The sequence below is a fragment of the uncultured Caldilinea sp. genome (assembly GCF_937128415.1).
Classification (GTDB): domain Bacteria; phylum Chloroflexota; class Anaerolineae; order Caldilineales; family Caldilineaceae; genus Caldilinea.
Window position 1 is genome coordinate 37,324 of sequence record NZ_CAKZMJ010000096.1, and the last position, 25,784, is coordinate 63,107.

Here is a 25,784-nt window from a genome sequence, read left to right on the forward strand (position 1 = left end):
CCTTTTTCTCTTTTGAGCGTCCTTTGTGTCTTGGCGTCTTAATGGTTCACCATCTCACCCGAACCCTGGCAGCGTCTTCAGCGATCGGAGCGAAGAATTCGCAAGCGCTGACGTTGACCGAATCGTCGGACCGCGTAAGGTGAAAACGCCTACACGACGTTTGACATCTAGCGCTTCACACGCAACAATCGATAGGCAACTTGCATTCCATCGCACACCACGCATCTGCACCTTGATCACGCTATCTGTTATGGAGGAAACATGCAAAAGATCCATTTCGCCAGACTGAATCGACGATTTCCGGTCGTCCTATGCGCTTTGGTGTTCGTGTTGAGCATTCTCCCTCAAATCACAGCGCAGGCGGCTCCATCCCTTCAAATGGAGGCGACCCGCATTCTCCTGGGAGAGTTTACGCAGGCGTCGCTGGACGAGGGCGAAGAAATCGCCTATGTCATGAATTTCCCCATTGACGGCGTCTACACCTTCGTATTTACGGGCGAAGATGATCCAGCTTCCTTCACCTTCACGCTGCTCGACGCCGAAGGCAATGAACTGTACAACGGCGCCATGCAATCGGAGGTCAATCTAGAACTCAGCGCCGGCGAGCATCTTTTGCTCTTCACCGCCGAGGCTGCAGCCGAACTCGATTTTGTCGTCGGCATCGAAGCCGGCTCGATGAGCACCGATCCAGACAATCCGGGAGAACTCTTCAACGGCGCCACGTTCCTTGCAGAAAACGTCGCCGAACCCCTCTACGCCCGCCTCACCGTGGAATCTTCCCCCTATCCGCAACGACTGGGGGTGCTTGTACAGGGCGGCGAAGGAGATGTGTATCAGGCCGAATTGACAGAACGGGATAGCTGGGAGTCTGCAAGCATTTCCACGGACGAGACCGACTTCCTGCACATCACCACCACTGGAGGCGAGTACGATCTCGTCGTTGCGCCAATCGAAGGCGGAGCCTCTTTGCAAGTGAGCATCTTCCTCAGCGGCCCGGCGCCAAAGCTGGAGCTGGGCGTCGAAACCGAAGGAGAGCTGACCGGCCTCGATGATACAGACGTCTATCAATTTACGGTCGCCGAGGCCGGCACGGAAGTGTTGGTCACAGTGGCAGCAGATGCGACGATCATGATGAACGTCGGTCTGGAGCCTGGAGAAAGTCTGTGGTACGCGACCGCCTACGAAGACGAGGCGGGCGAGCTTGCCTTTGTGGCGCCCCACGCCGGCGTCTATTACCTAGAGCTAAGCACCGACGCCGAGGACGGCGCAACCTACACGGTGCTCGTCGAAGAGGTGGGGCAGGCTGAAACGTTGCCGCTCAACGAGCCGGTGCGCAGCCAAGTCAAGGCGGGCTCGAACGTCAACTACATTGTCAGGGTGGAGGAGCCGGAACAATTTGTGCTTGTCGTCATAGTCGGCCCGGACGACAGCGACATCGATCTCACCTTGCGACGCTTCCAGGAGGGTCAGGAGGTCGCCTACGACAACAGCTACCTGCCGAGCTCGCGCGAAATTGTGGCGCTCTATGCAGACGAGCCGGCGGATTACTTCGTGACCGTGCAAGGGAGCTGGCTCACCGAGGATGCAGAATTTGTGATCATGGCCTCCACGGGCGCCGTAACCGACTTGATGGGCTTGCTTGGCGAAAACGGTGCAGCAGGAGAGAGCGAAACGGCGGCGCCGAGTGCGGAGGAAACCGCCGGTGCGCTCGAACAGTGGGTGAGCGCAGCCGAAGCGTCGAGCCAATACAGCGACGACGCCTGGTCTGCCCAGCAGGTGATCGGCGAGCCGGACACGCCGGAGCCCGGGGATTTCTACACCGCCTGGGCGGCGAGCGACTCAGACGCCCAGATCGAAACGCTGACGCTCACATTTGAGCAGGCAGTGATTCCAATCGCCATCGAAATCTACGAGAGCTACAACCCCGGCGCCGTGGTGCGGATCGAAGTGCTCGACCCCAACACCGATGAATGGGTGGTGGTGTGGGAAGGCGTCTCCGACACCGTCGGACAAGAGATCGCCGTCTTTCGTCCAGAGCTGCAACCGGTCGACTTCGCCACCAATCAGGTGCGCCTGACCATCGACGAGCCGAGCGTGGTCGGCTGGAACGAAATCGACGCAGTCAAATTGATCGGCCTGCCGGGAAATTAATTTTTTGAAACGCATCGTTTCGTCCTGCGCGTTTCTTTGCGGATTAGAAACAGAAATCCACAAAGGGACGCGCAGAAACGGTCTTGAGGAACGCGAGCAAGCGCAAGGGGCCCTCACCCCCTCATCCCCCAACCCCTCTCCCAAGGGTGGGAGAGGGGGGAAGGGAACGTCGTAGGTGCGGCTCCCAGCCGCACGCTCTCGATCACCCGCACGGTCTTAGAAATAAGAGAAAGCGCAGCTACGCCTGACAGGCTATTCGATAAAAAACCTTTGCGTCTTCTTGTCTTCGTGACTTTGTGGTGAAAAACATACACTGCCTCATCTTTACTTTAAGGCTCGCTGAAAATGGAAGTCCGATCACGCAACTCTCGGCGGAGTCTGCTACGATCGGCATCGACTTGAACTTTCTTCTCCTGTGCTGGGTGCGCCGCGAAGGCGGCGAGCGAAGCGTTCTTGTTCATCGTTATTCGATATTTGAAAAAAGTGCAGGAGGTGAAACATGAGTCGAATCTGGAATACCACCAAAACGACGTTGTTGCTGGCGACGTTGACCGCATTTTTTGTTGTGATCGGCGGCGCGCTCGGTGGCTCCGGCGGCATGGTGATTGCTCTGCTCTTTGCAACGGCGATCAACATGGCGGCCTGGTGGTTCTCCGACAAAATGGCGCTCAAGATGAGCGGTGCGCGCGAGGTGACGCCGGAGGAAGCGCCTGAACTGCATCGCCTGGTCGAGACGCTGGCCAATCGGGCGGGCATTCCCAAACCGCGCGTGCACCTGATCGACAGCCCCACGCCGAACGCTTTCGCCACCGGGCGCTCGCCATCGCACGGCGCTGTGGCGGCGACCACCGGACTGTTGCAGATGCTCAATCGGGATGAGGTGGCCGGCGTGATGGCGCACGAAATTGCGCACATCAAAAACCGTGACACGTTGATCAGCAGCATTGCGGCGACCTTCGCCGGCGCCATCAGCATGATCGCCGACATGGCGTTCTGGAGCGCCCTCTTCGGCGGCGGGGACGAGGAGGAAGGCGGCGGCGCAGGCGGGTTCCTGATGCTCTTTCTGGCGCCGATCGCCGCCCTGATCATTCAGTTGGCCATCTCGCGCTCGCGCGAGTTCGTGGCCGACGCCGAGGGCGCCCGCATCTTGGGCGACCCGAAGCCGCTGGCCGACGCGCTGCGCAAGCTGGAAGCCGGCGTCCGCCAACAACCGATGCAGGTTTCACCGGCGACTTCGCATCTCTATATCGTCAATCCGGTCTTCGGCGGCCTGGCGGGGCTCTTCAGCACGCACCCGCCCACGGAAAAGCGCATCGCCAAACTGGAAGAACTGCGCCGCGCATTCCAGCCCGCAGCGAAGACCTCGGCGGCGTGAAATAGACCCTCACGCAGGTTATTGTCTCCGTCATGACGCAGCACAGCCGCCGGTCAAAAATCGGCGGTTGTGCTCCTGTCTTCCTCACAGAATTCCTAAATCTTCCACCCGCGCACGCGCCACAAAACGCCGATACGCGCGCACTTCGGCGAGCAGCGCCTCGAACTCCGCTTTCACAGCTTCCAGCTCAGACTGACTTCCCTGCGCATCTCCGGCTTCGATACGGGCGCAGTCGCCATCCAGCCACTCGACCAACCGCACGATGCCTTTCCCCTCTAACAGCAGCAGCGCCGTGCGGATCACCGCCTCCGTCTGCCCCAGCCGCGCCGCCATGCGCCCGATGTCGATGGTCTGCTCGCGGTTCACCGCATATTTGACCATGCGCGCCACGTCCCTGATCACGGCGGCGGGCGCATCGTCCGCGGTGGCGCGCGCACAGAGGTGCACCGTTTCGCAGCCGCTGCTCTCCACCAGCCAGTGCAACAGTTCGCCCGAAGGCGGGATGCTCCACAGGACCAGAGGACGACCAGGCCGCGCAGAGGCCTCGAAACGCGGCGCGTAGGCGACGCCGGGGCTGCTCGCCTCCAGCAAGGCGCCCTCGGCGTACCAGACGGCTTCCGCAGGCAACTGAGGCAACGGGTCGGCGCTGCGCCGCAGGTCCACCACCTGGACACGGCGCATTTTCTCCGGCGTCACTTCGAGCGTGCGGGGCTGCGCTGGCCGATGCGCCACATACAGCAGCTGCAAGGCTCTCTCCCCGCGGTAATCGTTGACGCCCAGCGTGTAGACGACGTCCAGTGCGCCGGTGGAAAGTTCGGCGTCGCCGCCGCCGAACCAGAGCAACTCGTGCACCGGCCCCTCGTCGCCGACGGCGCAAATCTGCAACTTGCGATGGCTGCCGTCGGCGCCCATGCGGCGATCGGAGACGACGTTGACGCCGAAGGTGACAAAACGGGGCTGGGGGTTGCCTTGCCCAAAAGGCGCCAATCGCGCCACTTCCCGCTCCAGTTCCAGCGAAAGATCGCTCAAGCGCGCCTCGGCGTCGATCTGCAGGCCCGGCTGCACGGCGGGATCGCGATGCAACTCCACCTGGCGGCTCAGCTCGCGGCGAAAGGCGTCGATGTTCTCCGGCAGCAGAGTCAGGCCGGCCGCGCCGGGATGGCCGCCGTAGGCGATCAACAGATGGCTGCAGGCGGCGATGGCGGCGCCGATGTCCACGCCGGGTGCGCTGCGCGCGCTGCCGCGCGCCGCCTCGCCGGGCGGCGTGAGCAGCAGCACCGTCGGCTTGCCGTAGCGCTCCACCAACCGCGAGGCGACGATGCCCACCACGCCGGCGTGCCATTGCGGGTGCGCCAGCACCAGTGCGTTGAAATCGAGCAGGCTGGGGTTGCGCTCGATCATCTCCTCCGCCGAGCGGGTGATCTGGCTGGTGAGCACGCGACGCTCCTGGTTGAGCCGCTCCAGTTTGGCGGCAAGCTGACGCGCGCGCAGCGGATCGCGCGTGGAGAGCAGCTCGACGGAAACGGTGGCGTCGTCGAGACGCCCCAACGCATTCATGCGCGGGCCAAGCTGAAACCCGATCGACTCAGCGGTCAGCTTCGTCGGATCGACGCGCGAAATTTCCATCAACGCCATCAGGCCCACGCGGCGGGTGTTGCGCAACTTCTCCAGGCCGCGCTGCAACAGATAGCGAGCGTCGTTGACCTGTTCGGCGACGTCGGCGACAATGCCCAACGCCACCAGGTCGAGCATCTCCTCTTCCTCGCCGCCGCGTCCCGCCAACGCAAACAGTCGCTGCACCAATTTGTAGGCCACGCCGACGCCGGGCAGCGTGCGCAACGGATCGCCTTCTGGCAAAAATTTGGGGTTCACAATGGCGTTGGCGCGACGCACGCTCTCGACGCCTGCCGCCTCGGCGCTCAGCCCCCACAGCGCATCGACGCCGGGCTGCAACCCGCGGAACTCTGCAGAAAGGTCATGGTGATCGGTGACGATGACGGTCATCCCTCTCTCGCGCGCATAGCCGATCGCCGCCCCCTCGGCGATGCCGGTGTCGCAGGTCAACAGGACGTCGGCGGGATGCTCCGCCAGCTTTTCCTGGAGTTTCGTCAGCCGGATGCCATGTCCTTCCTCAAAACGATTGGGGACATGGAAACGCACCTGTTCGTCGCCGGCCAGCATGCGCAGCGCCGTGACCAAAAGCGCCGTGCTCGTCTGTCCGTCGACGTCAAAATCGCCCCAAACAAGAATTTTTTGCCGCTTGCGGATCGCATCATGCAAGAGCGCCGCCGCCTCATCGACGCCGAGCAGAGCAGAAGGAGCCGCCGGCGTATAGCGCTCTGGATCGAGGAAGGGGATGGCCTTCTCCGGCGTGTCGATCCCGCGCTGCGCCAGCAGCTGCGCCACCAGCGGATGCCCGCCGACGGCGGCGACCAATGCAGACGAAGGCTGGACCGGCGGTTTCAGAATCCATGGCAGGGGCGTAGTCATAAAGGCAGTTGAGGAGAAAAGGACGTTCTATGCTGCATGCACACACTGAATTATAAGCTGTGCAAGCGGAACGCTCCAAAAAGCCCCCCGCATCTCCCCACCCTATCCTTGCGCTCCTTTCCGGTTTTGTCATACACTTTTTCAGCCTGTATGCCTGGCGAAAAGGAGATTGTGGACGTGAAAGTCCATCGTTCATGAAAGGAGATTCGCATGTCAACGACGGTTGAGCGACTGCGCGCCAGCCTTGCTTCGGTCTACGGCAGCGCCACCGCCGGAGAAATTCTTGAAAAATTGCTCCCGCGCATAGAACAGGTGCGCGCCCTGCGCGCTGCACGAAAAGGCGCCGACGCCTCGATGGATTCTCCCAATCCAATGCCATTGCGCGCCTTGCCCGATCAACGGGAAGTGATCCTGATCACCTACGGCGACCAGATTCGAGAGGAGGGTCAGCCGCCGCTGCGCACGCTCGCAGAGGTGTTGGAGACAACGGTGAGCGATGCGATCAGCGGCGTCCATCTCTTGCCTTTCTATCCGTACACCTCTGACGATGGCTTCTCTGTGGTGGATTATCGTCAGGTCGATCCGGCGCTGGGCGACTGGGAGGATATTCATCGCCTGGGCCGGCGTTTCCGCCTGATGTTCGACGCCGTGATCAACCACATTTCGGCGTCCAGCCCCTGGTTTCAGGCTTTTCTAAGAGGGGAGGCGCCTTACACGGAGTATTTCATCACCGTCGATCCCTCCGTCGATCTCTCATCGGTGGTGCGGCCGCGCACGTCGCCTCTGCTGACGCCGGTCGAAACCGTCGAGGGCGTCCAATATGTGTGGACGACCTTCAGCGCAGATCAAGTCGATCTCAACTATCGCTCGCCTGCGCTGCTCTATGAGATCCTTGACCTGTTGCTTTTCTATGTAGAGCAAGGCGCGCAGCTGCTTCGGCTGGACGCCGTCGGCTTTCTGTGGAAGGAGATCAGGACGCCGTGCATCCACCTCCCGCAGACGCATGCGCTGATCCAGGCCATGCGCGCCATGCTCGACCTGGCTGCGCCCGACGTCCTGCTCATCACCGAAACCAACGTGCCGCACCAGGAGAACATCAGCTACTTTGGCGACGGCTACAACGAGGCGCAGATGGTCTACAACTTCACCCTGCCGCCGTTGACGCTGCACACCTTCCATACGGAGGACGCCTCGCTGCTTTCAGAGTGGGCGGCCAGCCTCTCGACGCCTTCAGAGCAGACGACTTTCTTTAACTTTATGGCCTCTCACGACGGCATCGGCGTGCGGCCGCTGGAAGGCATCCTGAGCCGAGAAGCGATCGACGCCCTGGTGGAGCGCACGCTCCGGCATGGCGGCCTGGTCAACTATCGCGCTGCGCTCGACGGCAGCCAGCTTCCGTATGAGTTAAACATCGTCTATTTCGATGCGCTCAACGATCCAAACGCCGACGAGCCGCTCGCCTTACAGGTTGACCGATTTTTGGCCAGCCAGGCGATCCTACTCAGCCTGGCGGGCGTGCCCGGCGTCTACGTCCACAGCCTTTTCGGCAGCCGCAACTGGCGCGAAGGGGTGGAGCGCACCGGACAAAATCGCACCATCAACCGGCGCAAATTTCGCCGCAGTGAATTGGAAGCGCTGCTCCACGATCCAACTTCGCTGCCGCATCAGGTCTTCACGCGCTATCGCCGCCTGATCGTCGCACGCACGAGCGAGCCAGCGTTCCATCCGAATGCGCCGCAGCAGATCGTCCATGTTGATCCGGCGCTCTTTGCGCTCGTGCGCACGCGCCTCGACGGAACTCGTCGCGTGCTTTGTCTGCATAATGTTGCGAACCGGGAAGTGCGCCTGCGAATCGATGTTGCGGCGCTGGGGTTGACGCCGACGGAGCGTTTTGTCGACCTGATCGCCGGCGGGGAGTCATCGTCGAAATATGGAATTCTGGAACTGCGCCTGCCGCCTTACGGCGTCCACTGGCTGGCGGAAGGCGACGCACCCCTGGGAGCTTAATCGGAGCCTCTGAAAACGGCGCTATTCCCTTCCAGAAAGCTGCGAACTTTCGCAAAATCGTAGGTGCGGCTCCCAGCCGCACGTTCTCAACGGAGCCGGGTAGGCCCTCACCCCCTGGCCCCCTCTCCCAAGGGTGGGAGAGGGGGAAGGAAGCGCCGCTACGAGCAGCGCCTACGTCAATTCCTCGGCTTCCCCCTAGGTGCGGCTCCCAGCCGCACGGACTCAACGGAGCCGGGTAGGCCCTCACCCCCTGGCCCCCTCTCCCAAGGGTGGGAGAGGGGGAGACGTTCTCGACGAACCCAGGAGCCGGGGGAGAAACAACGCCCTACGCTGCGCGCTTTCCTTCGTTGTTGCGCGCCATTGCCATCCGCTCCACGACCAATACGAGCGCAACGCCGAGCAATGCCGCCGCCAATGCAAACACAATCTCCATATTGACGGAGCCTTCGACGAAAAAGGGCGGAATAAAATTACGCTGAATCAACGGCACCTCCTCGCCGTGACGGTCGATCATGGTCGCCACCGTCTCCTTCCACGGCCATACCTTGCGCAGGCTGCCGATCATCAACCCCGTAAGGGCGGCGACCGTCAGGTCATGATAGCGGCGAAACAACCACGAGAGCACCTGTGCGAAGGTCACCAAACCGATGGCCGCGCCGATGCCTGCGAGGGCGATGCTCACCAGGTCGCGTTGATTGACCGCGTTGATAAAAAATTGATATTTCCCTAGCAAGACCAAAATGAACGAACCGGAGATGCCGGGCAGAATCATGGCGCAAATGGCGATGGCGCCGCTGAGCATCAGAAACCACCACTCCTCCGGCGTCTGCACCGGCGTCAGGCCGACCAACCAGTACGCGCCGACCACGCCGGCCGCCAGGGCCACCCACCGACTGATCGACCAGACTTTGACCCGCGGCGCCACCAGAAGGATCGACGCAAGCACCAGCCCGAAAAAGAAGCTCCAGATGATGATCGGCTGATGAACCAGCATCCATTCGATGCCAGGCGCCAGCAAGACAATGGCGGTGGCAATGCCGGCGAGCAGCGTCAAGAGGAAGGCGAGATTGATCAGCCGGATCGCCTCTCTCCACTGCAAACTCAGCAGCGCCCGCCAAAAAACGGGCTGCCCAATCATGCGAATGCTGCCGATCAGCTCTTCGTAGATGCCGACGATAAAGGCGATCGTGCCGCCGGAGACGCCGGGCACGACGTCGGCGCTGCCCATGGCAAAGCCCGAAGCGTAAACGCCCAGATAATCCTGGAGGCGTTTGCGCTCCTGCACAAACTCAGGCGTCTTATGAATCGTTTTCACAGCCGAAGTTTTCATATCCATCGTTCCTTACGTTTCAAATCGCACGACACAACCTTCTCAAGTCGCATGTGGCAACTGCCCTCACATCTCATCGATCCCCCGCATCTCATCGCTCAAGGTCATGAGAGCGCCAGCGCATCGCCGGTCGCCGTTTCCGCGTCGTGATCGGCCAACAATACATCCACCTCGCGAATCGCGCGCACCAGATAGCCTACGACGCCGGCGGAGACGCCCAAAATGCCGACGATGACGATCAACAGCGCCATGCCTGCGCCATGACCCGCGCCGAAAAATGGCGCCAGAAGAGGATGGAGCGCGCCGCCGGGTCGCATCGCAGGTTCAAAGAGGCGGTCGGCCAGCGGGCCCGCCAGCAAGATGCCCAGGGGGCCGCTGATCTGAGCGATCAAACGGCGAGTCGCAAAGACGCGTCCCTGCACATCAGGAGGGACTTTGGCCTGCCAGAGCGCCTGATTGGAGGCATTGGTGATCGGGAAGAAGAAAAGCAACCAAAAAGCGCCGATGGCCCACACCGTTGCGTTCCGGCCTAGCCCAAGCGGAATCAGCCCCAGCAGGCTGCTCCCAATGAAACCGAGCAGCACGCCGTGCACCCGATGTTTGGGCCCGCCCCAAACGGTCATCGCCAGTCCGCCGACCAGCCCGCCGATTCCCATCGCCGACTGAACGGCCGCCAGCGCCAACTCATTGGAAGCCGTGCGCGCCAGCACCATCGGCGCAATCAACACCATGCCGATGCTGGTGAAAAAATTGCTGATGGCGAAAGTGAGCTGCACGCCCAACAGGCTTTTGCGCCGCCAGATGTAAACAAAACCGTAGAGCGCTTCTCTCCAAATGTTGCTGGCTGCTGCAGTCCCCTCCGCCGAACGCTGTGGCTGAGGAACAACCACCATCAACACCGCCGTAACGGCAAGCGTGAATGTGACAATGTCGATAGTCATCACGCCGGCGACGCCGATCATGCGCAAGAGAATGCCCGCCAACACCGGCGCTGCAATCGCAGCCGCCGACTCCGCCAACGAGAGGAGACCGTTGGCGCGGCCATATTGCGCCTTGGGCACGAGCACACTCATCGCTGCGGAAAAGGCCGGAAATTGAAAGGACTCAAAAATGCCGGCGAACGCCCCCGCCACGTAGAGATGCCAGACCTCCAGCCGACCGTTGACGTAGAGCAGCAAAATCACAATCGTCGCCAGGCCGGCTGCTAAATCGCTTAAAATCATCACCAGTTTGCGATTCCAGCGGTCCACCAGCGCGCCGGCGATCGGGCTGAAGATGACCAGAGGCGCAAAGGAGAAGAAACCCACCAGCGCCAGCGCCGTCGCTTCTCCGGTCTCCTGGAAGGCCCAGATGGTCAGCGCAAAGCGCGTCATCGCCGTGCCCAGCAAAGAAAAAACCTGACCGAGCCAGATCACAACGAACGCCGTCATTCCTGTGGGCGCCTGCAACTTTGGTGCATGCATGAGATGATTGCTCCTGAAAGCCTTGCGCTTGAAAGTGCGCAAAGCATCGACAAATGTGAACTATCATACAACGCTCGCACCGACTTTCGAGAAAAATCAAGGCAGCGTTTATACAGTGCGATATAACCTTCACTGAATGCAGGTTCATTTTGTTTTTTAGTTCTCTAAAACTCGCACACCAGTTTGAGGGAGAAAAAATTATGCCTAAGCTCACTGTGGAAAATTTTGGAACCTTCGAGGTGCCTGCCGGCAAGCGCCTCGTGCTCGCCTTGATCGACGAAGCCGGCGTCGATCAGCTTCACGCTTGCGGGGGCAACTGTCGATGCACAACCTGTCGCGTGGAGTTTATCGAGGGGGAGCCTGAAATGATGACCGAGGCGGAGAAAAATAAACTGGCGGAGCGCGGTCTGACCGGCGTGCGGCTTTCCTGTCAGATCCTCTGCGACCATGACATGACCGTACGCGCCATCAGTCGCCTGGAGGGCAGCGGACGCCCTGACCCCGGGCCGCGACCGGCGCCGGAGATCCACCCCGAGCCGGTGTGGGTCAAAAAATAGCCGAACAGACATCGCAAAGCGGCAAGCCAGGGACGCAAAGAGGCCGGGGGAAGGAGTGTATCCTGTGCGTCTTTGCGTCCTTTTTCATTGGTTCTGCACAAATCTTCGAGGCGGATGGATTAAAAGAAACTGCGCCTCCGAATCTAGGTTCCGGCGCCCAGAGGCCCACATCGTTCGGATGAGAAGGCTCTGCCTGGAGCGCTTGTGATATACTGAGAATGCGCAAGATCATTGCGCGAAGTGTGGAAGAACGGAGGTCGAGCATGATGAGCGCACGCGCCCCGATCCTATCAGACATCCCTGCCTCTGCGCGCATGTCTGCCGAGGACTATCTCGCTGCGCCGCAGAGCGAGCAAAAATCCGACCTGATTGAGGGGGTTTTTGTCATGGCCTCGCCGGCCACCCGAATTCATGAGATTCTTGTGACATTTCTTGCTGCAATCTTTCGCAATTTTGTCGGCCATCACAAACTCGGCGAAATCACCGGGCCCAATGCGGCCTATCGACTCAATGATGAAAATGTCTATCAGCCCGATCTGGCGTTCGTCGCCTCAGGTCGTTTGAATAAAGCGGGAGATGTGTACTTTGACGGCGCGCCGGACCTGGCCGTTGAGATCGTCTCGCCGAGCAGCCGACAATACGATCTGGTGGAAAAACGCATCAACTACGGCCGCTTTGGCGCCAAAGAGTACTGGCTGATTGACCCCATCGATCGCACCGTAACGCTCTACGTCAACGTCAACGGGGAAATGACCCCGCTTCCGCCGGAGGAGGGCGCGCTGCGCTCGCGCGTGCTGCCTGGTTTTTGGCTGCGGCCGGAGTGGATCTTTCCGCCGGAGGGCGTCGAACGGCCGACTGAGCTGGAGATTGCACGGCAACAGGGACTGATATGAAACGCGTGCTTGCCCCGGAGGAAATTCCCGCCGACGTGCTCGAAAAGGCGGAGGCCTGGCAGGCCCGACGCCGCAACTTCGACCCTGCGCGCGAGGCGGCCACCCTTTACGCCATCTTTCAGGAGGTGCGCGCCGTGCCGGAAAGCGAATGGGACGAGCGCACCAGCCTGCAGCGCATCCTGCTGCGTCATCCCAAACAGAATCGGGAGCTGTACTCCAAAGCCAACCTCGTCGCCGGCTATCGCCACCTGGTGGCGGAAGGCGACATCGAAGCCGACCCCCTGATCGAAAAGCGCATCCGCATGAAACCGATGCGCACACAAAGCGGCGTCGCGCCTGTGACCGTCTTGACGGCGCCTGCAGGCTGCCCCGGCAAATGCATCTTCTGCCCGGACGACTGGCGCATGCCCAAAAGCTACATCTACGACGAACCGGGGTGCCAGCGCGCCGAACGCGACGGCTTTGACCCGTTCAAACAGACGCTGGGGCGCATTCAATCCTTTGAAAGCATCGGCCATGACGCCAGCAAGGTGGAGCTGCTGATCCTCGGCGGCACCTGGAGCGCCTACAGCCGGGACTACCGGGAATGGTTCGTGCAGCGCTGCTTCGACGCCATGAACGCCGCCGGCGATCCGTCGCTGGGAACCTCCGCTTCTCTCGCCGAGGCGCAGGCGCGCAACGTCACCGCCCGCCACCGCAACGTCGGCCTGGTGATTGAGACGCGGCCAGACTGGATCACACCGGAGGAGATCGTCCACCTGCGCAAACTGGGCGTGACCAAGGTGCAGATCGGCGTGCAGAGCCTGGACGACGAGATTCTGGCGCTCAACAAGCGAGGGCATGACGTCGAGGCTGTGCGTCGCGCCCTGGGGCTGCTGCGCACCGCCGGCTTCAAGCTGCACCTGCACTGGATGCCAAACCTCTACGGAGCCACGCCGGAAAGGGATCGCGCCGATTTTGCGCGCCTGTTCAGCGACCCCGCCATTCGCCCCGATGAGCTGAAAATCTATCCGTGTTCGCTCATCGCCGGCACAGAACTCTATGAACGCTATCTCGCCGGAGAGTATCGCCCCTACAGCGAGGAGGAGCTGGTCGCCTTGCTGGCCGACGTCAAGCCGACCATCCCGCCTTACACCCGCGTCAACCGTCTCTTCCGCGACATTCCGGCGCATCATATCCAGGCGGGCGTCAAGCTGAGCAACCTGCGTCAGATTGTGCAGGAGGAATTGGCGAGGCGCGGTCAGCGTTGCGGCTGCATCCGCTGCCATGAAATCCGCCGTCGCGAGGTGCGGCTCGATCAGCTCGAGTTGCGCGTGTACAGCTACGCCACCGACCTCACCCAGGAGCACTTCCTGCACTTTGTGACCAACCAACGCTATCCCGAACCGGGGTTGATCGCCGGCTTTCTGCGGTTGAGTCTCCCCAACCACGCGCAGGTCGGCAGCCGCGCCTTCCTCCCCGAAATCGCCGGCCATGCGATGATCCGGGAAGTGCACGTCTATGGGCCGGCGCTGGGCATCGGCGCAGAGAGCAACGGCCAGCCGCAGCACGCAGGTTTGGGCACGCAGCTGATCGAAGCGGCCCGTCGCATCAGCCGGGAGGCGGGTTTCCGCCGCATCAGCGTGATCGCCGCCACCGGCACGCAGGCCTACTACGCGGCGCGTGGCTTCGAGCGGGGCGAGCTCTACATGTCCGGCGACACGGCGTAACCGCCGAATTTATCTCGCCATGCGCGGGTCGAGCGCGTCGCGCAAACCATCGCCCATCAGGTTGAACCCCAACACCACCAGCATGATGGCCAGACCGGGAAAGACGACAATGTGGGGTGCGGACAGGATATAGGTGCGCCCCTTCTGAAGCATGTTGCCCCATTCCGGCACATCCGGGGGAGCGCCCAGGCCGAGAAAGCCGAGCGCGGCCGAAGCCTGGATCGCCACGGCGATCTGCAAGGTGGACTGCACGACGATGGGGGCGATGGTGTTGGGCAGCACGTGGCGCGTCAGGATATGATGAGACGGCGTTCCCACCGAACGGCTGGCCTCGATATAAAGCTCCTCCTTGATGCTTAGCGTAGAGCCGCGCATCAGGCGGGCGTAGACCGGGATCGAGACCACGCCGATGGCGATCATGGCGTTGGTCAGGCTGGGACCAAAGGCGGCCACCATCAGGATCGCCAGCAGGATGCTCGGGAAAGCCAGCAAGATGTCCATCAACCGCATAATCACCTGATCCACGCGGCCGCCGGCGTAGCCGCTGATCAATCCCAGCGGCGCCCCGATCAGCACGCCGATCCCCACCGAGATCAGGCCGACCACCAGCGAGAGGCGCGCGCCGTAGAGGAGGCGGGAAAGCAGATCGCGGCCCAGCTCGTCGGTGCCCAGCCAGTGCTCGGCGCTCGGCGGCTGGCGCACCTTGACGAAATCTGCGGCCTCGAAATCATAGGGGGCAAGCACAGGGGCAAAAATCCCGATCAGGATAAACATGGCGACCAGGGTCGCTCCAAGGATGGCGCCGGGGCTGCGCGAGAGACGACGCAACGTCATGCTGAGGTTCGAGCGCGGGGCTCGCAGTGCAACGTCGCCGCCCTGTCTTGCCGTGATGGAGCCAGAAGACGCTGTCATGGTTGGAACCTTAACCGATTCTCAATAAAAATTTACGTGTAACGGATGCGCGGATCGAGATAGGCGTACAGCACATCCACGAGAATGTTCACCAGCACGAACCCCACCGTGATCACCAGCACCGTCCCTTGAATCACCGGATAATCCCGGTAGCCGATCGAATCCACCAGCAGCCGACCGATGCCGGGCCAGGCGAAGACGGTCTCCGTCAGGACGGCGCCGCCCAGCAATGTGCCGAACTGCAGGCCGATGACCGTGACGATGGGAATCAAGGCGTTGCGCAAGCCATGGTTGTAGACAACGGAAAATTCGGGGACGCCCTTGGCGCGGGCAGTGCGAATGTAGTCAGAGCGCAGCACCTCCAGCATGGAAGCGCGCGTCATGCGCGCCTGGATCGCCATCGAATTGGCTGCGAGCGCAATGGTCGGCATGACGAGGTGTTGCCAGGTGCCGGCGCCGGTCGGCGGTAAGATCGGCTGGTTCAAGCCCAGCCAGGAAGGAAGCGTCAGCGCGAAAAAGACGATCAGCATGAGGCCAAGCCAGAAGATAGGCATCGAGACGCCGAGCAAGGCGAAGATCATGCTCAGCGCGTCGATCCAGGTGTTGGCGCGCGTGGCGGAAAGCACGCCGATGGGGATGCCGATGGCGGCGGCGAAAAGAAGGCTGAAAAAGGTGAGCTGGAGCGTGCGCGGGAGGCGAATACGAATCTCCTCGAACACCGGCAGCCCGCTGCGCACCGACGTGCCCATATCGCCGCGCAACATGCGTCCCAGATAAATTCCATATTGAATCGGCAGCGGCTGATCCAGCCCAAGTTCGGCGCGCACTTTTTCGACCAGTTCAGGCGTCGCCAGCTCTCCGGCGATGGCGATGGCCGGGTCGCCGGGAACCCAGCGAATGCTCCAGAAGACCAGAAAGGAGGCGCCCAAGAGGACAGGGATCGCCCACAAAAAACGACGAAGAATATACTGAGTCATATCGAGCCAGAATCCAGAAATGGATCAGAATCAGAAGATGTGACGCCGTTGCAGACCACCAACAGATCGTCTGCAACGGCGTCGAGCGTTTTTGGGAACGACCTACTTCTTGTCGGCGTAGGTGGCGATCAGGCGCTCATTGGGATGCACGATGAAGCCCTCGACGTTGGTGCGAATGGCCGTCAGCTGCACTTCACTGTAGAGGAAGAGCCAGGGCGCCTCCTCCCAGATGATGTCGATGGCCTGCGCGTAGAGCTCGCGGCGCACTTCCGGATCGACGGTGGTGCGCGCCTCGTCGAGCAAGCGATCCACCTCTGGGTTGCTGTAGAAGGCGCCGTTGAATCCCGGCGGGTGTTCGCTGGAGTGGAAGAGCGCATAGAGCGCGTAGTCGGCGTCCATCGTCGGCGTCGACCAGCCAAGCATGGCGAATTGCACCTGGTTCTCCCCGGCGGGCGCGCGCACGAAGGGCACATACTGTGGCCACTCCAGCGTGCGCAGCTCGACCTCCAACCCCACCTCGCGCAGCTGGGCGCGCACGGCGTCGGCCACCAGGGCGTCCTGCACATAGCGTCCCGTGGGATGGTAGAGGACAAGAGAGGTGCCTTCGGGCACGCCGGCCTCCGCCAACAGCGCGCGCGCCTTTTCCAGGTCGCGGGCGTAGGGCGGGTTCGGCTTGTAGCCGAAGATCGGCGGCGCAAAAGGTGCATCGCTCACGCGGGCGGCCCCGTTGAAGAGCTGGTTCACAATCGCCTCGACGTCGACGGCGTAGTTGATTGCCTGACGCACACGCACGTCGTCGAACGGCTCGCGCGTGACGTTGAAGAAGATATAGATGGTGCGCAGGCCGGGCGTGGTGATGACATCGACATTGGGGTTGGCGTCGACGCGCGCGGCCTCCGCAGGCGGCACGCGCACAGCAACATCCACCGTGCCGGCCTCGACCTCCACCAGGCGGGCGCCGTCTTCTTGCACGACCTTGAAGACCAGGCGATCGATGGCGGGCGGGTCGCCCCAGTAGTTCGGGTTGCGCACAAGGGTGACGGACTCGGCGCGATCCCAACGCTCCAACATGTAGGGGCCGGTGCCGATGGCGTTGTTGGCGAGGAAGTCATTGCCCTGCTCCAGGGCGCTGGGGGCGACCATCGCCAGCGCGCCGTGCGAGAGATGCGCAGCCAGGGGCGCAAAGTCGCTGTCCAGGATCAGCTTGACCGTGTAGTCGTCGACGACTTCGATCTCCTGAATGCGGCTGATCAGGAAGGCGAAGGCGCTGCCGTTGTCCGGGTTCAGGACATACTCCAGGTTCATCTTGACCGCTTCGGCGTTGAACGGCGTGCCGTCGCTAAAGTTGACGCCCTGGCGCAGCTTGAGGATGAAGGTGTGCTCTTCTTCGCCGGGTTCAAGGCTTTCCGCCAGCAGAGGCTCCAGTTCACCCTCAGGGTTCATATAGAAGAGCGTTTCGTAGATGTGCTCCAACACCGAGAACGAAGGTGAAGAGGTGACCCGATGCACATTCATATTTTCAATGTCAGTGCCTGAGGCGATCGTGAGCGTCTTGGGGCCAACGGCCGGAGCAGGGGCGCCGGGCGCTTCGACGGCGGGCATGGGCGCTACGCATGCGCTAAGCGCAAGCCCCATCAGCGTGAGTAACACGATCCAGAAGCGAGTTGTACGCATGAGATTCTCCTTTCTGTAACGCATCTTTGCGCTGGATTATGGATTCGGCGAAATGGGAAACCTTCATGCGCATCAGGTCGCCGTCCATTGTACCGCGAGACGCGCCCGGCAACAAGTCTGACGAAGGAGCCAGATTGACGGAGTGATTTGTGAGAGGGTCGCCGCTTCACCGCCGAGTTTTTTAGGGGATGCGCTGCGCCTACTCGATCAGAATTTCAACGCGCTCCCCTCTGTCCTCGTCGAGCACGTCGACCAGGCGCCCTGTGAAGCTATTGCGAATCGCCTCTCGGATCGTTTCGGGGTCGAACCTGTCGTTGACGGGGAGGAACCGCAGCCCGAATTCGACCACGCCCAGCGGGAGCGTGATGACGGCCTTCTCCTGTCCGGTGGCGATATGCGTAACGCGTACGCGCAACTGCCGACCACCCGAGTCGGGAGTTTCGACGTCGGCTATGGCGTCCTCATCCTGCGTTCCCAGCGCCGCCAGCAGGCGGGCGCCCTCCTCAGGGGTGATCTTCCCTTCTTCAATCATCTGTAGAACTTTGCGTCGCTCTTCATGAAAGGCCATGACGATTTCTCCTGAAAACTTGTCGGATCGTTTTATCGGCGCGAAGAGATTTTAAAACGCTCATCCGCGCTTGCCGCCGCTCAGCGCGGCGAGGAGCTGCTCCGCCTGTTCGACCGAGAGTTTGCCCTGCTCGACCATGCGCAGAATCATCATGCGCTCCTCCTCGGTGACAGGAGGGCGCTTGGGAGGCGTCGATGGCGCCGGCGGCGTCGGTGAAGAGGGCCAACCGCCCTTGCGGCGTCGGCTCTCCCGCTCTTGCGTGCGCTGCTCCATCCTGCGCAACGCCTCGGTCAGGCGCTCCTCGGCGCGACGCATGGCCGCCTGCACGCGCTCCTGGATCGATGCAGAAAGCGCGTCGTCTACGTTGAGTTGCGCCAGCTTGCTGTCGAGCTGACGAGCCAACTCGTTGACCTGCGCCTCGATCTGCGCGGTGATCTGTTGCGTCAGCTCCGCCGTGCGCAGGTTGAGCTCCTCCTCAAGGGTGCTGACGAACTCTTTTTCATCGATTGGGCGCAGCTGCACCCCGCGCAGGTGGATGCTTCCTTCTGCAACAAGCGTCAGCCGGGCGTGAGCCGGTTCACGTTCAAAGATGAGCTCGCCCGCCACAACTTTGCGATTTTCGCCCAGATCGCTGACGCGGATGGCGCCGTCCGCTTTCAGGGAAAATACAGCGCCGACATCGCGCGGCACCTCACAAAGGATGCTGCCTTCCGCTTGGACGGTGCATTGCTGCCCCGGCGCAAGCGGCGTCCGCACCCGCGCGCTGCCCTCCACGCTCACCTGAATATCGCCGCCGACCTCCTCCAGGTTGAGAGAGCCTTCAACCCTCTCGATCCGCACATCGCCCGCCGCCTTGACGATCTGGGCGTTTCCCTCCACCACGCCCACGCGCAGGTCGCCCGCCACCAGGCGCGCGGTGAGATTCCCTTCGACGTGGTCAATCTCCACGCCGCTGACGCTGTGCAACGCAACGTTTTCCTCAACGTCGCCGATGCGAAGGCTGCCAAGCAGGAGATTGATCGACGCGTTCTCCTCCACCTGCTCGATGATGAGCGTAGATTGCACCGGCACGCGCAGCCCCAGGTCTTCTTCACAGGAGATCGTCAGCGCTTCGGCGCTCTGATCGATTTGCAGAGACGCCGCGTCCCCCCGCGTGCGCACTTCCACTTCCGGTCGATCCCATCCGCTCACAGAGAGATTGCCGGAAACGCTGCGCACGATCAGGGTTGGAGTAGGGCCGGTCTGAAAAAGCTGTAAGACGCTCATGCATCGCTCCCTTGCAGTTTCTGCATCGCCTCCTCGAAAGAGATCAGCCCGGCTTCAAGATCGGCGAGCACCTGCTTGCGGTCGACGGCCGACGCCTCTTCCTTGCCCGGCTCATAGCCCATTGCGCGGATCACGTCGTGCAGACGGCTGCGAAGGGTGGGATAGGACAGCCCTAGCTCGTCCTCGAGACGATTCAACTTTCCTTCGTTGCGCACAAAGGCTTCCACAAACCGGAGCTGCTCCGGCGTCAGCCGGGCGAACGGCGGTTCGGCCACAGCGAACTGACCTTCGATGGTCACGTTGGCGTCAGGGCAATAGATGCGCGTGACGATGATTTCTCCGCCGGTCAGCGGACAACGCGTAGGAAGCGGCAACATACAAACCATTCCTTTATCTGACTCCAATCAACTTTTCTTGTGCACGTAGAAACCACCAACGCCTTGAGCAATGACTCGCATCGATGCGGCATCATCGAGACGCCGCATCGATGCTCCGATCAAACTGAATCCATCTGCGCCGCGGCGCTGCGCTCCAACCGCTGACCGTATTTCACCATCGAGCGCCCCAGCGCAGCCAGCATCGCCGCACCCCACGCTCCGCGGCGCATGCGACCGCCGCGGAACAATCGCTCGCTGCGCGCTTCCCGCATCAACTTCTGACGCCGCTCTCGTGCGGTCTCCACCATCAACAACTCATTCTGCGGAAACATATAGGGAAACATAGCTTCCTCTCCTTGAAACTGGTGCAAAGCCGCAACGAATCCTGCTTACACCGACGAACAACGTTCTGCAGCCGAAACGCACCTGGCGAGCGGATTGAATCCATCAAATCCGAACAGTGCATTCTACGATTAGAGTTTAGCACAAAAAATCAAAATTGTCAACACCAAATCTCAATATTTTCAAAGTAAATATTGAAAAAATGAAATATTTACGTGTGAAATTTTTGATTATATCAGTCTTGCTCCATCAAGACTTGAATTTTCCATACACGATGCGAAAAAAACAGCAAAATGCTCTTCGACAAGGCGCACCCCTTCAGATCACCAGGGTGAAGGCGAGGCGAAAAAGAAAACTCCGATGAGCCTCATCGGAGTTTTCCAGAGGATGGGCAGGTTTTGAACGTCAGGCGCGTGCGCTGCTCGCTACAGCCAGTTCTGGTCGCGCAGGAAGCTGGTCAGCCCAGGGATGGCGAAACGCCGTCCCTTGTACGCCTGCAAGCCATAGTACAGAAGCAGCCCAATGCCGACCAGGAAATAGATCGGCGTCAGGCACATCAGGGCAAAAACGCCGATCAGCCAGCCCAGCACCGGAATAATCTGAAGTACGCCGATGGCGATGCTGGCTGCGATGAAGACGAGCCAGAAGAGCAACACAAAGGCCAGGCTCTGCACGGCGTGATAGCGCTGGAAGGGGCGCTTTTTGCTGCTTTCGCTCAAAAGGACGATGAGCGGCATCACCACCGGCAGCACGAGCTGCGTGACATAGCTCAGCATGGCGATCAGGCGATCGTCGCTGTCGGCGAGCGGGTCCACCTGCGACTCCTGCAAGAGCTCGCCACGGCGAAAGGCGTTGGCCGCCTCCCCTGCCTGGGCGTACACCGTGCTGGCCATGCGCTCCACCGGCGTTTGCTCGACATTGCCTTCCTGTTCCTGCGGCTGAGCGCCTTCAGGCCCTCGATCGGGTTGATGGATCGATTCGTTCGTCATAGGATGCTTTCTCCTTCTCGCAATCGGCGAGATGCATTTTTTATTGGTATAGCGACGGGCGATCATTCTGGGTGATGACGAACCACCCCAAAATGTCCTGTGGTTCGCGCTGCCTGAGCTTCCACCCCGAACTATAACATTCCCGAACTATAACATTTCAGTCGTTCGCCCATACGTACATCAATACGCAGGAATTCGACAAAAGTCGCGCTTCAACTCTCTTGCAGCGCCTTCCTGGGGCCGAGCAACAACTCTCCGGGCGCCTGAGATTCGTCTCCACGATGAAGTGAATATACAATGTTCGTCATGATGCTCAATGCACGTGCACGCATTCTTTTTATGGGGACGCCACAGTTTGCCATCCCATCCTTACGCGCCCTGGTGGAGGCAGCCCCGCGCACGGGCTGGCAGGTCGTGGCTGTAGCTACGCAGCCGGATCGTCCGGCGGGGCGGGGCAGGCAGATGGTCAGCAGCCCGGTCAAGCAGATGGCGACCGCCTTCGGCCTGCCGGTGCTCGAGCCCGTCTCTTTCCGTAAAGACCCTTCAGCGGTGGAGGCGCTGCATCGGCTGGCGCCCGACCTCATCGTGGTGGCGGCCTACGGGCTGATTTTACCGGCCGGCGTGCTGGAGATTCCCACGTTTGGCTGCGTCAACGTCCACGCCAGCCTGCTGCCCGCCTATCGCGGGGCCTCGCCGATCGCGGCAGCCATTCTCGACGGCCTGGCGCAGACCGGAGTGACCATCATGCTGATGGATGAAGGGCTGGACACCGGCCCGGCGTTACGACAGGCCGTGCAGCCCATCCATCCCGACGACACGACCGCGACGCTGAGCGAGCGGCTGGCGCAGCAGGGCGCCGAGCTGCTCGTCGAGACGCTGGTCGACTGGCTGCAGGGCGTTGCAGCCCCGATCGACCAGACGCTTCTGCCCGGCGAGCCGTCGACCTGCCGCCAGATCCAAAAGGAAGATGGCCTCATCGACTGGACGAAGCCGGCCGTCTACATCGAACGCATGACGCGAGCGTACACTCCCTGGCCCACCGCCTACACATTCTGGAAGGGCGAGCCTTTCAAGATTTTGAGCGCAGCCGTCCTAGACGGAGAATCCCCGCCAGGGCTGGTGGAGCGCACGCCGGAAGGGCCGACGGTCGGCGCCGGCGAGGGGCGCCTGCTGTTGCGCACCGTTCAGCCGGCCGGCAAGCGACCTATGGACGCGCGCAGCTTTCTCAACGGCGCGCCGGACTTCATCGGCGCCACGTTGCCATCCTGACAGAGTGCGTCATCGACCTGAATGCATTCGCCGCTTTCCGGCATTTGTTTCACCTCTGCGGTCATGCTATACTGTTTTTGTTTAGACAGTCTTGTGTTTAGACGGTGCAGCAGGGTTCAACTCGGGGCGTAGCGCAGCCTGGTAGCGCACTTGAATGGGGTTCAAGAGGTCGGAGGTTCAAATCCTCTCGCCCCGACCAAAGAAGGCAAAGGCTCCCGCAGAGAAATTCTGTGGGAGTTTTTGCACCACCGGAAGTCGATACGGCCGGGTCTTGTAACGTTCTCGAACAACGTCTGTTCGCCACCAACGATGGACGCCGAAGTCAGTATAGCAGCAGGACTTACGCCTGCCGACATTGAGTTGCTGCAGAAGATTAAAGCCGGCCTGCCGATTACGGCGGACGTCAGCCGTGCGGACATATTGCTTTGCCTGCCTTACGAGAAGGACAAGGCTATCGTCTGGTTTCACGCCATTCCCCACTCCATTTCATCGCTCTATCGCAAAGATGCGACAGGACGCATCTTAAATGCGGAAGAGCAGCCTCTGTTGATGCAGGCGCTCAAAAGCGGCAGCGGCGGCCGTCGTCAGCGCGAAGTGCTCAGCAACGGCGCGCCGGTCATCCAGGACGTCTTCCCCATCCATAATCAGGACAACAGGGTGATCGGCGCCATGCTCGTAGAGACAAACATGATCGCGCATGAGCGCCAACGCCGCCGCAATCGTCACTTTCGCCAGGCCGTCGTCTGGCTGCAGGAGATGTGCGTGCGCGGAGAGCTGGAGAGCGCAGCGACGCTGAGTCGCTTTTCGCTCTATGACGGCGTTTATATGGTCGATCCGACGCGCACGGTGGTGTATATGAGCGGCATCGCCGCCAATCTCTTTCGCAGCATCGGAATCACGCCCGAGGTGCACGGGCAGCAGCTTGCGTCCCTGGAGCCTTGCGACGTGGAGCTGGTGGAGCGAGCCTTTGCCACGAATCTCTGCCAGTCCGCGCGCGTCGAGAGCGAGGACGGCCGCATCTGGGTGCGCTCCGCCATTCCGCTGCGCATGCCGCCGATCGGCTGGCGGCACTACTGGTTGGCGTTGCCGTGGACGCCCTTCTCTCCCCATCCCGGCGAACATGGGGTGGACGCCGTGCTCGTGCTGCTGCACAACGCCACCGAGGCGGTGCAAAAAGAGCGCGAGCTGAACGTCAAATCGGCGATCATCCAGGAAGTCCATCACCGCGTGAAGAACAATCTGCAGAACATCGCAGCGATTTTGCGCATCCAGGCGCGACGCGTGCAGAGCGAGGAGGCGCGCCAGCACCTGACCGACGCCGTCAACCGCGTCCTCAGCATGTCGGTCATCCATGAATTTTTGAGCCAGGACGAGCATCGCCCCATCAACATCAAAGATGTCTGCCAGCGCATCGCCAACCAGGTGACGGAGGTCTCCGCCCGGCCCGACCAGGAGATCGCCATCCAGGTGCAAGGCTCCTCGGTGCGCCTGCCCGCCAGCCAGGCGACGCCCCTGGCCATGGTGGTCAACGAGCTGCTGCTCAACGCCGTCGAGCACGGTCTCAAGGAGCGAGCGCGCGGAGAAATCCGCATTCTCCTGGAAGACCTGGGCGACGCTGTTGTCATCAAGATCGAAGACAATGGCCCCGGCTTGCCGGCGGACTTTAATCCGGCCCACGCTTCGCACAGCCTGGGATTGCAGATCATCAACACGCTGGTGACCGATGATCTCAAAGGGACCTTGCAGATGGAGTCGATTTACGAGGAAGGAGAGGGAGGCCATCGTGCGATCGGGGCGCGAGCTACGGTGACGCTGCCGAAACGCAGCGCGTGGGCCAGCTGAGTCAATTCGTTCTAACGATCGGATGGACTTTCAAGCGTACGGCCAGGATGGGTTCAACTCTGACGTTCAGCCTCCAAAGACAATTAGAGCGTCCATTCAGGATGAAAAGTTTGCGTAGATGTCTCTTGTGGGGTAAAACTAAATTTCGGGTGCAGGACAAGTCATCATTTTCCCGTTCGGTGCAAGACGTCAGCAGCATTGCGCACCGAAGTTCATAGAGGTCGAGCTGAAGGAGTTGTGGCGTGGAGCGGACACGAGTCATTATCGCTGACGATGAATCCTTAATCCGCATGGACTTGCGGGAAATGCTCACCAATCTGGGCTATCTGGTGGTGGGCGAAGTGGGAGATGGCCGCAGCGCCGTCAACCTGGCGCGCGAGTTGCGCCCCGATATCGTGATCATGGACATCAAGATGCCGGACATGGACGGCATTGAGGCGGCCAGAATTCTCACCGAGGAGCGCGTGGCGCCCGTTTTACTGCTCAGCGCCTACAGCCAGCAGGACTTGGTGCAGCGCGCCCGTCAGGCCGGCGTCGCAGGCTATCTGGTCAAGCCCTTCCGCGAAAGCGACCTGACGCCCGCCATCGAGGTGGCGCTGGCCCGCTTCAGCGAATTTCGCACGATGGAGCGGGAGGTCAGCAATCTACAGGACGCCCTGGAGACGCGCAAAGCCGTCGATCGCGCCAAAGGCATCCTAATGGACACGCAGGGGCTGACCGAGGCGGAGGCTTTCCGCAAGATTCAGAAGATGAGCATGAACAATCGCAAACCGATGCGCGCCGTCGCCGAGGCGATCATCCTGGCGCATCAGGCCAGCGAACAGTAGGACTGCCGTCGATCAGGTGCTGTTTTGAAGCTCTCGATTGTGATGCCCGTCTACAATGAACGGGCCACGCTGGAAGAAATTGTTCGCCTCGTGCGCACCGTCGACCTGACGGTGGATCCGACCGGCGCAAACCCCAACCTCAACGGCCCGATTCAGGTGGAGCGCGAGATCATCCTGGTGGATGATGGCTCCACCGACGGCACGCGTGAAATTCTGCTCGCCTGGCAGAAAGACCCCCAGCCGGACATGAAGATCATCTTTCATGAAGTGAACGGCGGCAAGGGGGCGGCGCTGCGCACCGGTTTTGAGCACGCCACCGGCGACATCATCGTGATCCAGGACGCCGACCTGGAGTACGATCCACGCGATTACGTCAAACTGCTCGAGCCAATCCTGGAAGGGCGCACGCCGGTCGTCTACGGCAGTCGCTTTCTAGGCGGCCCGCGCATGGCGATGAGCCTGAGCCATACAATCGGCAACAAGCTGCTCACGCTGATCACCAACCTCTTCTATGGCACCTCGCTCTCCGACATGGAGACCTGTTACAAGTGCTTCCGCCGCGACGTGATCGCAGACATGCCGCTGCGCAGCCGACGCTTCGAGATCGAGCCGGAGCTGACCGCCAAAATCCTCAAGCGCGGCTACACCATTTTTGAAGTGCCCATCAGCTACAACGGCCGCGCCTTTCACGAAGGCAAGAAGATCACCTGGCGCGATGGCTTCGCTGCGCTGACGACGCTGGTGAAGTATCGCTTCGTCGACTGAT

21 protein-coding genes and 1 tRNA gene are annotated in these 25,784 nt (G+C 61.2%); 11 read left to right on the top strand and 11 right to left on the bottom strand.

All coding sequences use genetic code 11. The features are described from left to right. Window positions 1-261 precede the first annotated feature (261 nt). Window positions 262-2,151 (top strand): hypothetical protein, encoded by a 1,890-nt coding sequence (locus tag Q0367_RS18610; protein ID WP_298984073.1) that lies wholly within the window; start codon window positions 262-264, stop codon window positions 2,149-2,151. A 499-nt stretch (window positions 2,152-2,650) separates the two neighbouring features. After that, window positions 2,651-3,526 carry a zinc metalloprotease HtpX gene (locus Q0367_RS18615; protein ID WP_297629581.1) on the top strand — a complete coding sequence of 292 codons (876 nt, stop codon included), beginning with the start codon at window positions 2,651-2,653 and terminating at the stop codon, window positions 3,524-3,526. Window positions 3,527-3,610: 84 nt separating this feature from the next. Here Q0367_RS18615 and Q0367_RS18620 read toward each other — a convergent pair whose 3' ends face one another. Beyond that, window positions 3,611-6,016 (bottom strand): DHH family phosphoesterase, encoded by a 2,406-nt coding sequence (locus tag Q0367_RS18620; protein WP_298984075.1) that lies wholly within the window; start codon window positions 6,014-6,016, stop codon window positions 3,611-3,613. A 210-nt stretch (window positions 6,017-6,226) separates the two neighbouring features. On the opposite strand from Q0367_RS18620, the gene Q0367_RS18625 reads away from it, so the two are divergent. Then, on the top strand, window positions 6,227-8,023 hold the full coding sequence (locus tag Q0367_RS18625) for a sugar phosphorylase (RefSeq protein WP_298984077.1): 1,797 nt from the start codon (window positions 6,227-6,229) through the stop codon (window positions 8,021-8,023). A 325-nt stretch (window positions 8,024-8,348) separates the two neighbouring features. On the opposite strand, the gene Q0367_RS18630 is transcribed toward Q0367_RS18625, so the two are convergent. Continuing rightward, a complete protein-coding gene (locus tag Q0367_RS18630; protein ID WP_297629588.1) occupies window positions 8,349-9,353 on the bottom strand; it encodes a DUF368 domain-containing protein in 1,005 nt (334 codons plus the stop codon). A 104-nt stretch (window positions 9,354-9,457) separates the two neighbouring features. Further along, the gene (locus tag Q0367_RS18635; protein ID WP_298984079.1) at window positions 9,458-10,816 is read right to left on the bottom strand and encodes an MFS transporter; all 1,359 of its coding nucleotides are present in this window, start codon (window positions 10,814-10,816) and stop codon (window positions 9,458-9,460) included. Window positions 10,817-11,016: 200 nt separating this feature from the next. Here Q0367_RS18635 and Q0367_RS18640 point away from each other — a divergent pair, with 200 nt between their 5' ends. The 3 genes from Q0367_RS18640 (at window position 11,017) to Q0367_RS18650 (ending at window position 13,975) form a co-directional block, all read left to right on the top strand. Beyond that, window positions 11,017-11,373 carry a 2Fe-2S iron-sulfur cluster-binding protein gene (locus Q0367_RS18640; RefSeq protein ID WP_297629595.1) on the top strand — a complete coding sequence of 119 codons (357 nt, stop codon included), beginning with the start codon at window positions 11,017-11,019 and terminating at the stop codon, window positions 11,371-11,373. A gap of 263 nt (window positions 11,374-11,636) precedes the next feature. After that, entirely contained in the window at window positions 11,637-12,266 is a 630-nt protein-coding gene (locus Q0367_RS18645; protein ID WP_297629598.1) for a Uma2 family endonuclease, read from the top strand. After that, a complete protein-coding gene (locus Q0367_RS18650) occupies window positions 12,263-13,975 on the top strand; it encodes an elongator complex protein 3 (RefSeq protein WP_297629601.1) in 1,713 nt (570 codons plus the stop codon). The genes Q0367_RS18645 and Q0367_RS18650 overlap by 4 nt, the downstream gene beginning before the upstream one ends. 9 nt (window positions 13,976-13,984) lie before the next feature. On the opposite strand, the gene Q0367_RS18655 is transcribed toward Q0367_RS18650, so the two are convergent. From Q0367_RS18655 to Q0367_RS18690, 8 genes are all read right to left on the bottom strand, one after another. Then, on the bottom strand, window positions 13,985-14,887 hold the full coding sequence (locus tag Q0367_RS18655; protein WP_297629604.1) for an ABC transporter permease: 903 nt from the start codon (window positions 14,885-14,887) through the stop codon (window positions 13,985-13,987). Window positions 14,888-14,919: 32 nt separating this feature from the next. Beyond that, window positions 14,920-15,864: an ABC transporter permease gene (locus Q0367_RS18660; protein ID WP_297629607.1), complete on the bottom strand. Its 945-nt coding sequence runs from the start codon at window positions 15,862-15,864 to the stop codon at window positions 14,920-14,922. Window positions 15,865-15,966: 102 nt separating this feature from the next. After that, window positions 15,967-17,538, bottom strand: coding sequence for a glutathione ABC transporter substrate-binding protein (locus Q0367_RS18665; protein WP_298984082.1), 1,572 nt, complete (start codon window positions 17,536-17,538; stop codon window positions 15,967-15,969). Window positions 17,539-17,737: 199 nt separating this feature from the next. Continuing rightward, a complete protein-coding gene (locus Q0367_RS18670; protein ID WP_298984084.1) occupies window positions 17,738-18,106 on the bottom strand; it encodes an SHOCT-like domain-containing protein in 369 nt (122 codons plus the stop codon). A 60-nt stretch (window positions 18,107-18,166) separates the two neighbouring features. After that, a complete protein-coding gene (locus Q0367_RS18675; RefSeq protein ID WP_297629617.1) occupies window positions 18,167-19,372 on the bottom strand; it encodes an SHOCT-like domain-containing protein in 1,206 nt (401 codons plus the stop codon). After that, a complete protein-coding gene (locus Q0367_RS18680) occupies window positions 19,369-19,749 on the bottom strand; it encodes a DUF2089 domain-containing protein (RefSeq protein ID WP_298984086.1) in 381 nt (126 codons plus the stop codon). Before Q0367_RS18680 ends, Q0367_RS18675 begins: the two co-directional genes overlap by 4 nt. Window positions 19,750-19,868: 119 nt before the next feature. Beyond that, window positions 19,869-20,093 (bottom strand): hypothetical protein, encoded by a 225-nt coding sequence (locus tag Q0367_RS18685; protein ID WP_297629623.1) that lies wholly within the window; start codon window positions 20,091-20,093, stop codon window positions 19,869-19,871. 423 nt (window positions 20,094-20,516) lie between these two features. Further along, entirely contained in the window at window positions 20,517-21,080 is a 564-nt protein-coding gene (locus Q0367_RS18690; RefSeq protein WP_297629626.1) for a DUF4870 domain-containing protein, read from the bottom strand. 297 nt (window positions 21,081-21,377) lie between these two features. Here Q0367_RS18690 and fmt point away from each other — a divergent pair, with 297 nt between their 5' ends. The 5 genes from fmt (at window position 21,378) to Q0367_RS18715 (ending at window position 25,783) form a co-directional block, all read left to right on the top strand. Then, complete coding sequence (gene fmt, locus Q0367_RS18695; protein WP_297629629.1) at window positions 21,378-22,349, top strand: methionyl-tRNA formyltransferase; 972 nt, start codon at window positions 21,378-21,380, stop codon at window positions 22,347-22,349. A 122-nt stretch (window positions 22,350-22,471) separates the two neighbouring features. Beyond that, a tRNA-Pro gene (locus tag Q0367_RS18700) sits at window positions 22,472-22,548 on the top strand. Between the two features lie 110 nt (window positions 22,549-22,658). Next, window positions 22,659-24,191, top strand: coding sequence for a sensor histidine kinase (locus Q0367_RS18705; RefSeq protein WP_297629632.1), 1,533 nt, complete (start codon window positions 22,659-22,661; stop codon window positions 24,189-24,191). A 242-nt stretch (window positions 24,192-24,433) separates the two neighbouring features. Continuing rightward, a complete protein-coding gene (locus tag Q0367_RS18710) occupies window positions 24,434-25,018 on the top strand; it encodes an ANTAR domain-containing response regulator (RefSeq protein WP_083857447.1) in 585 nt (194 codons plus the stop codon). Window positions 25,019-25,060: 42 nt separating this feature from the next. Continuing rightward, window positions 25,061-25,783: a glycosyltransferase family 2 protein gene (locus tag Q0367_RS18715; protein WP_363325893.1), complete on the top strand. Its 723-nt coding sequence runs from the start codon at window positions 25,061-25,063 to the stop codon at window positions 25,781-25,783. The last annotated feature ends 1 nt before the right edge of the window (window position 25,784 follow it).

Bases quoted from the DNA above. Each gene is read 5' to 3' on its own strand.
- Q0367_RS18645 (WP_297629598.1), top strand. From the start codon at position 11,637: ATGATGAGCGCACGCGCCCCGATCCTATCAGACATCCCTGCCTCTGCG.
- Q0367_RS18705 (WP_297629632.1), top strand. From the start codon at position 22,659: ATGGACGCCGAAGTCAGTATAGCAGCAGGACTTACGCCTGCCGACATT.
- Q0367_RS18635 (WP_298984079.1), bottom strand. From the start codon at position 10,816: ATGCATGCACCAAAGTTGCAGGCGCCCACAGGAATGACGGCGTTCGTT.
- Q0367_RS18640 (WP_297629595.1), top strand. From the start codon at position 11,017: ATGCCTAAGCTCACTGTGGAAAATTTTGGAACCTTCGAGGTGCCTGCC.
- Q0367_RS18680 (WP_298984086.1), bottom strand. From the start codon at position 19,749: ATGTTGCCGCTTCCTACGCGTTGTCCGCTGACCGGCGGAGAAATCATC.
- Q0367_RS18655 (WP_297629604.1), bottom strand. From the start codon at position 14,887: ATGACAGCGTCTTCTGGCTCCATCACGGCAAGACAGGGCGGCGACGTT.
- Q0367_RS18630 (WP_297629588.1), bottom strand. From the start codon at position 9,353: ATGAAAACTTCGGCTGTGAAAACGATTCATAAGACGCCTGAGTTTGTG.
- Q0367_RS18650 (WP_297629601.1), top strand. From the start codon at position 12,263: ATGAAACGCGTGCTTGCCCCGGAGGAAATTCCCGCCGACGTGCTCGAA.
- Q0367_RS18690 (WP_297629626.1), bottom strand. From the start codon at position 21,080: ATGACGAACGAATCGATCCATCAACCCGATCGAGGGCCTGAAGGCGCT.
- Q0367_RS18665 (WP_298984082.1), bottom strand. From the start codon at position 17,538: ATGCGTACAACTCGCTTCTGGATCGTGTTACTCACGCTGATGGGGCTT.
- Q0367_RS18685 (WP_297629623.1), bottom strand. From the start codon at position 20,093: ATGTTTCCCTATATGTTTCCGCAGAATGAGTTGTTGATGGTGGAGACC.
- Q0367_RS18615 (WP_297629581.1), top strand. From the start codon at position 2,651: ATGAGTCGAATCTGGAATACCACCAAAACGACGTTGTTGCTGGCGACG.
- Q0367_RS18675 (WP_297629617.1), bottom strand. From the start codon at position 19,372: ATGAGCGTCTTACAGCTTTTTCAGACCGGCCCTACTCCAACCCTGATC.
- Q0367_RS18625 (WP_298984077.1), top strand. From the start codon at position 6,227: ATGTCAACGACGGTTGAGCGACTGCGCGCCAGCCTTGCTTCGGTCTAC.
- fmt (WP_297629629.1), top strand. From the start codon at position 21,378: ATGTTCGTCATGATGCTCAATGCACGTGCACGCATTCTTTTTATGGGG.
- Q0367_RS18715 (WP_363325893.1), top strand. From the start codon at position 25,061: ATGCCCGTCTACAATGAACGGGCCACGCTGGAAGAAATTGTTCGCCTC.
- Q0367_RS18610 (WP_298984073.1), top strand. From the start codon at position 262: ATGCAAAAGATCCATTTCGCCAGACTGAATCGACGATTTCCGGTCGTC.
- Q0367_RS18620 (WP_298984075.1), bottom strand. From the start codon at position 6,016: ATGACTACGCCCCTGCCATGGATTCTGAAACCGCCGGTCCAGCCTTCG.
- Q0367_RS18670 (WP_298984084.1), bottom strand. From the start codon at position 18,106: ATGGCCTTTCATGAAGAGCGACGCAAAGTTCTACAGATGATTGAAGAA.
- Q0367_RS18660 (WP_297629607.1), bottom strand. From the start codon at position 15,864: ATGACTCAGTATATTCTTCGTCGTTTTTTGTGGGCGATCCCTGTCCTC.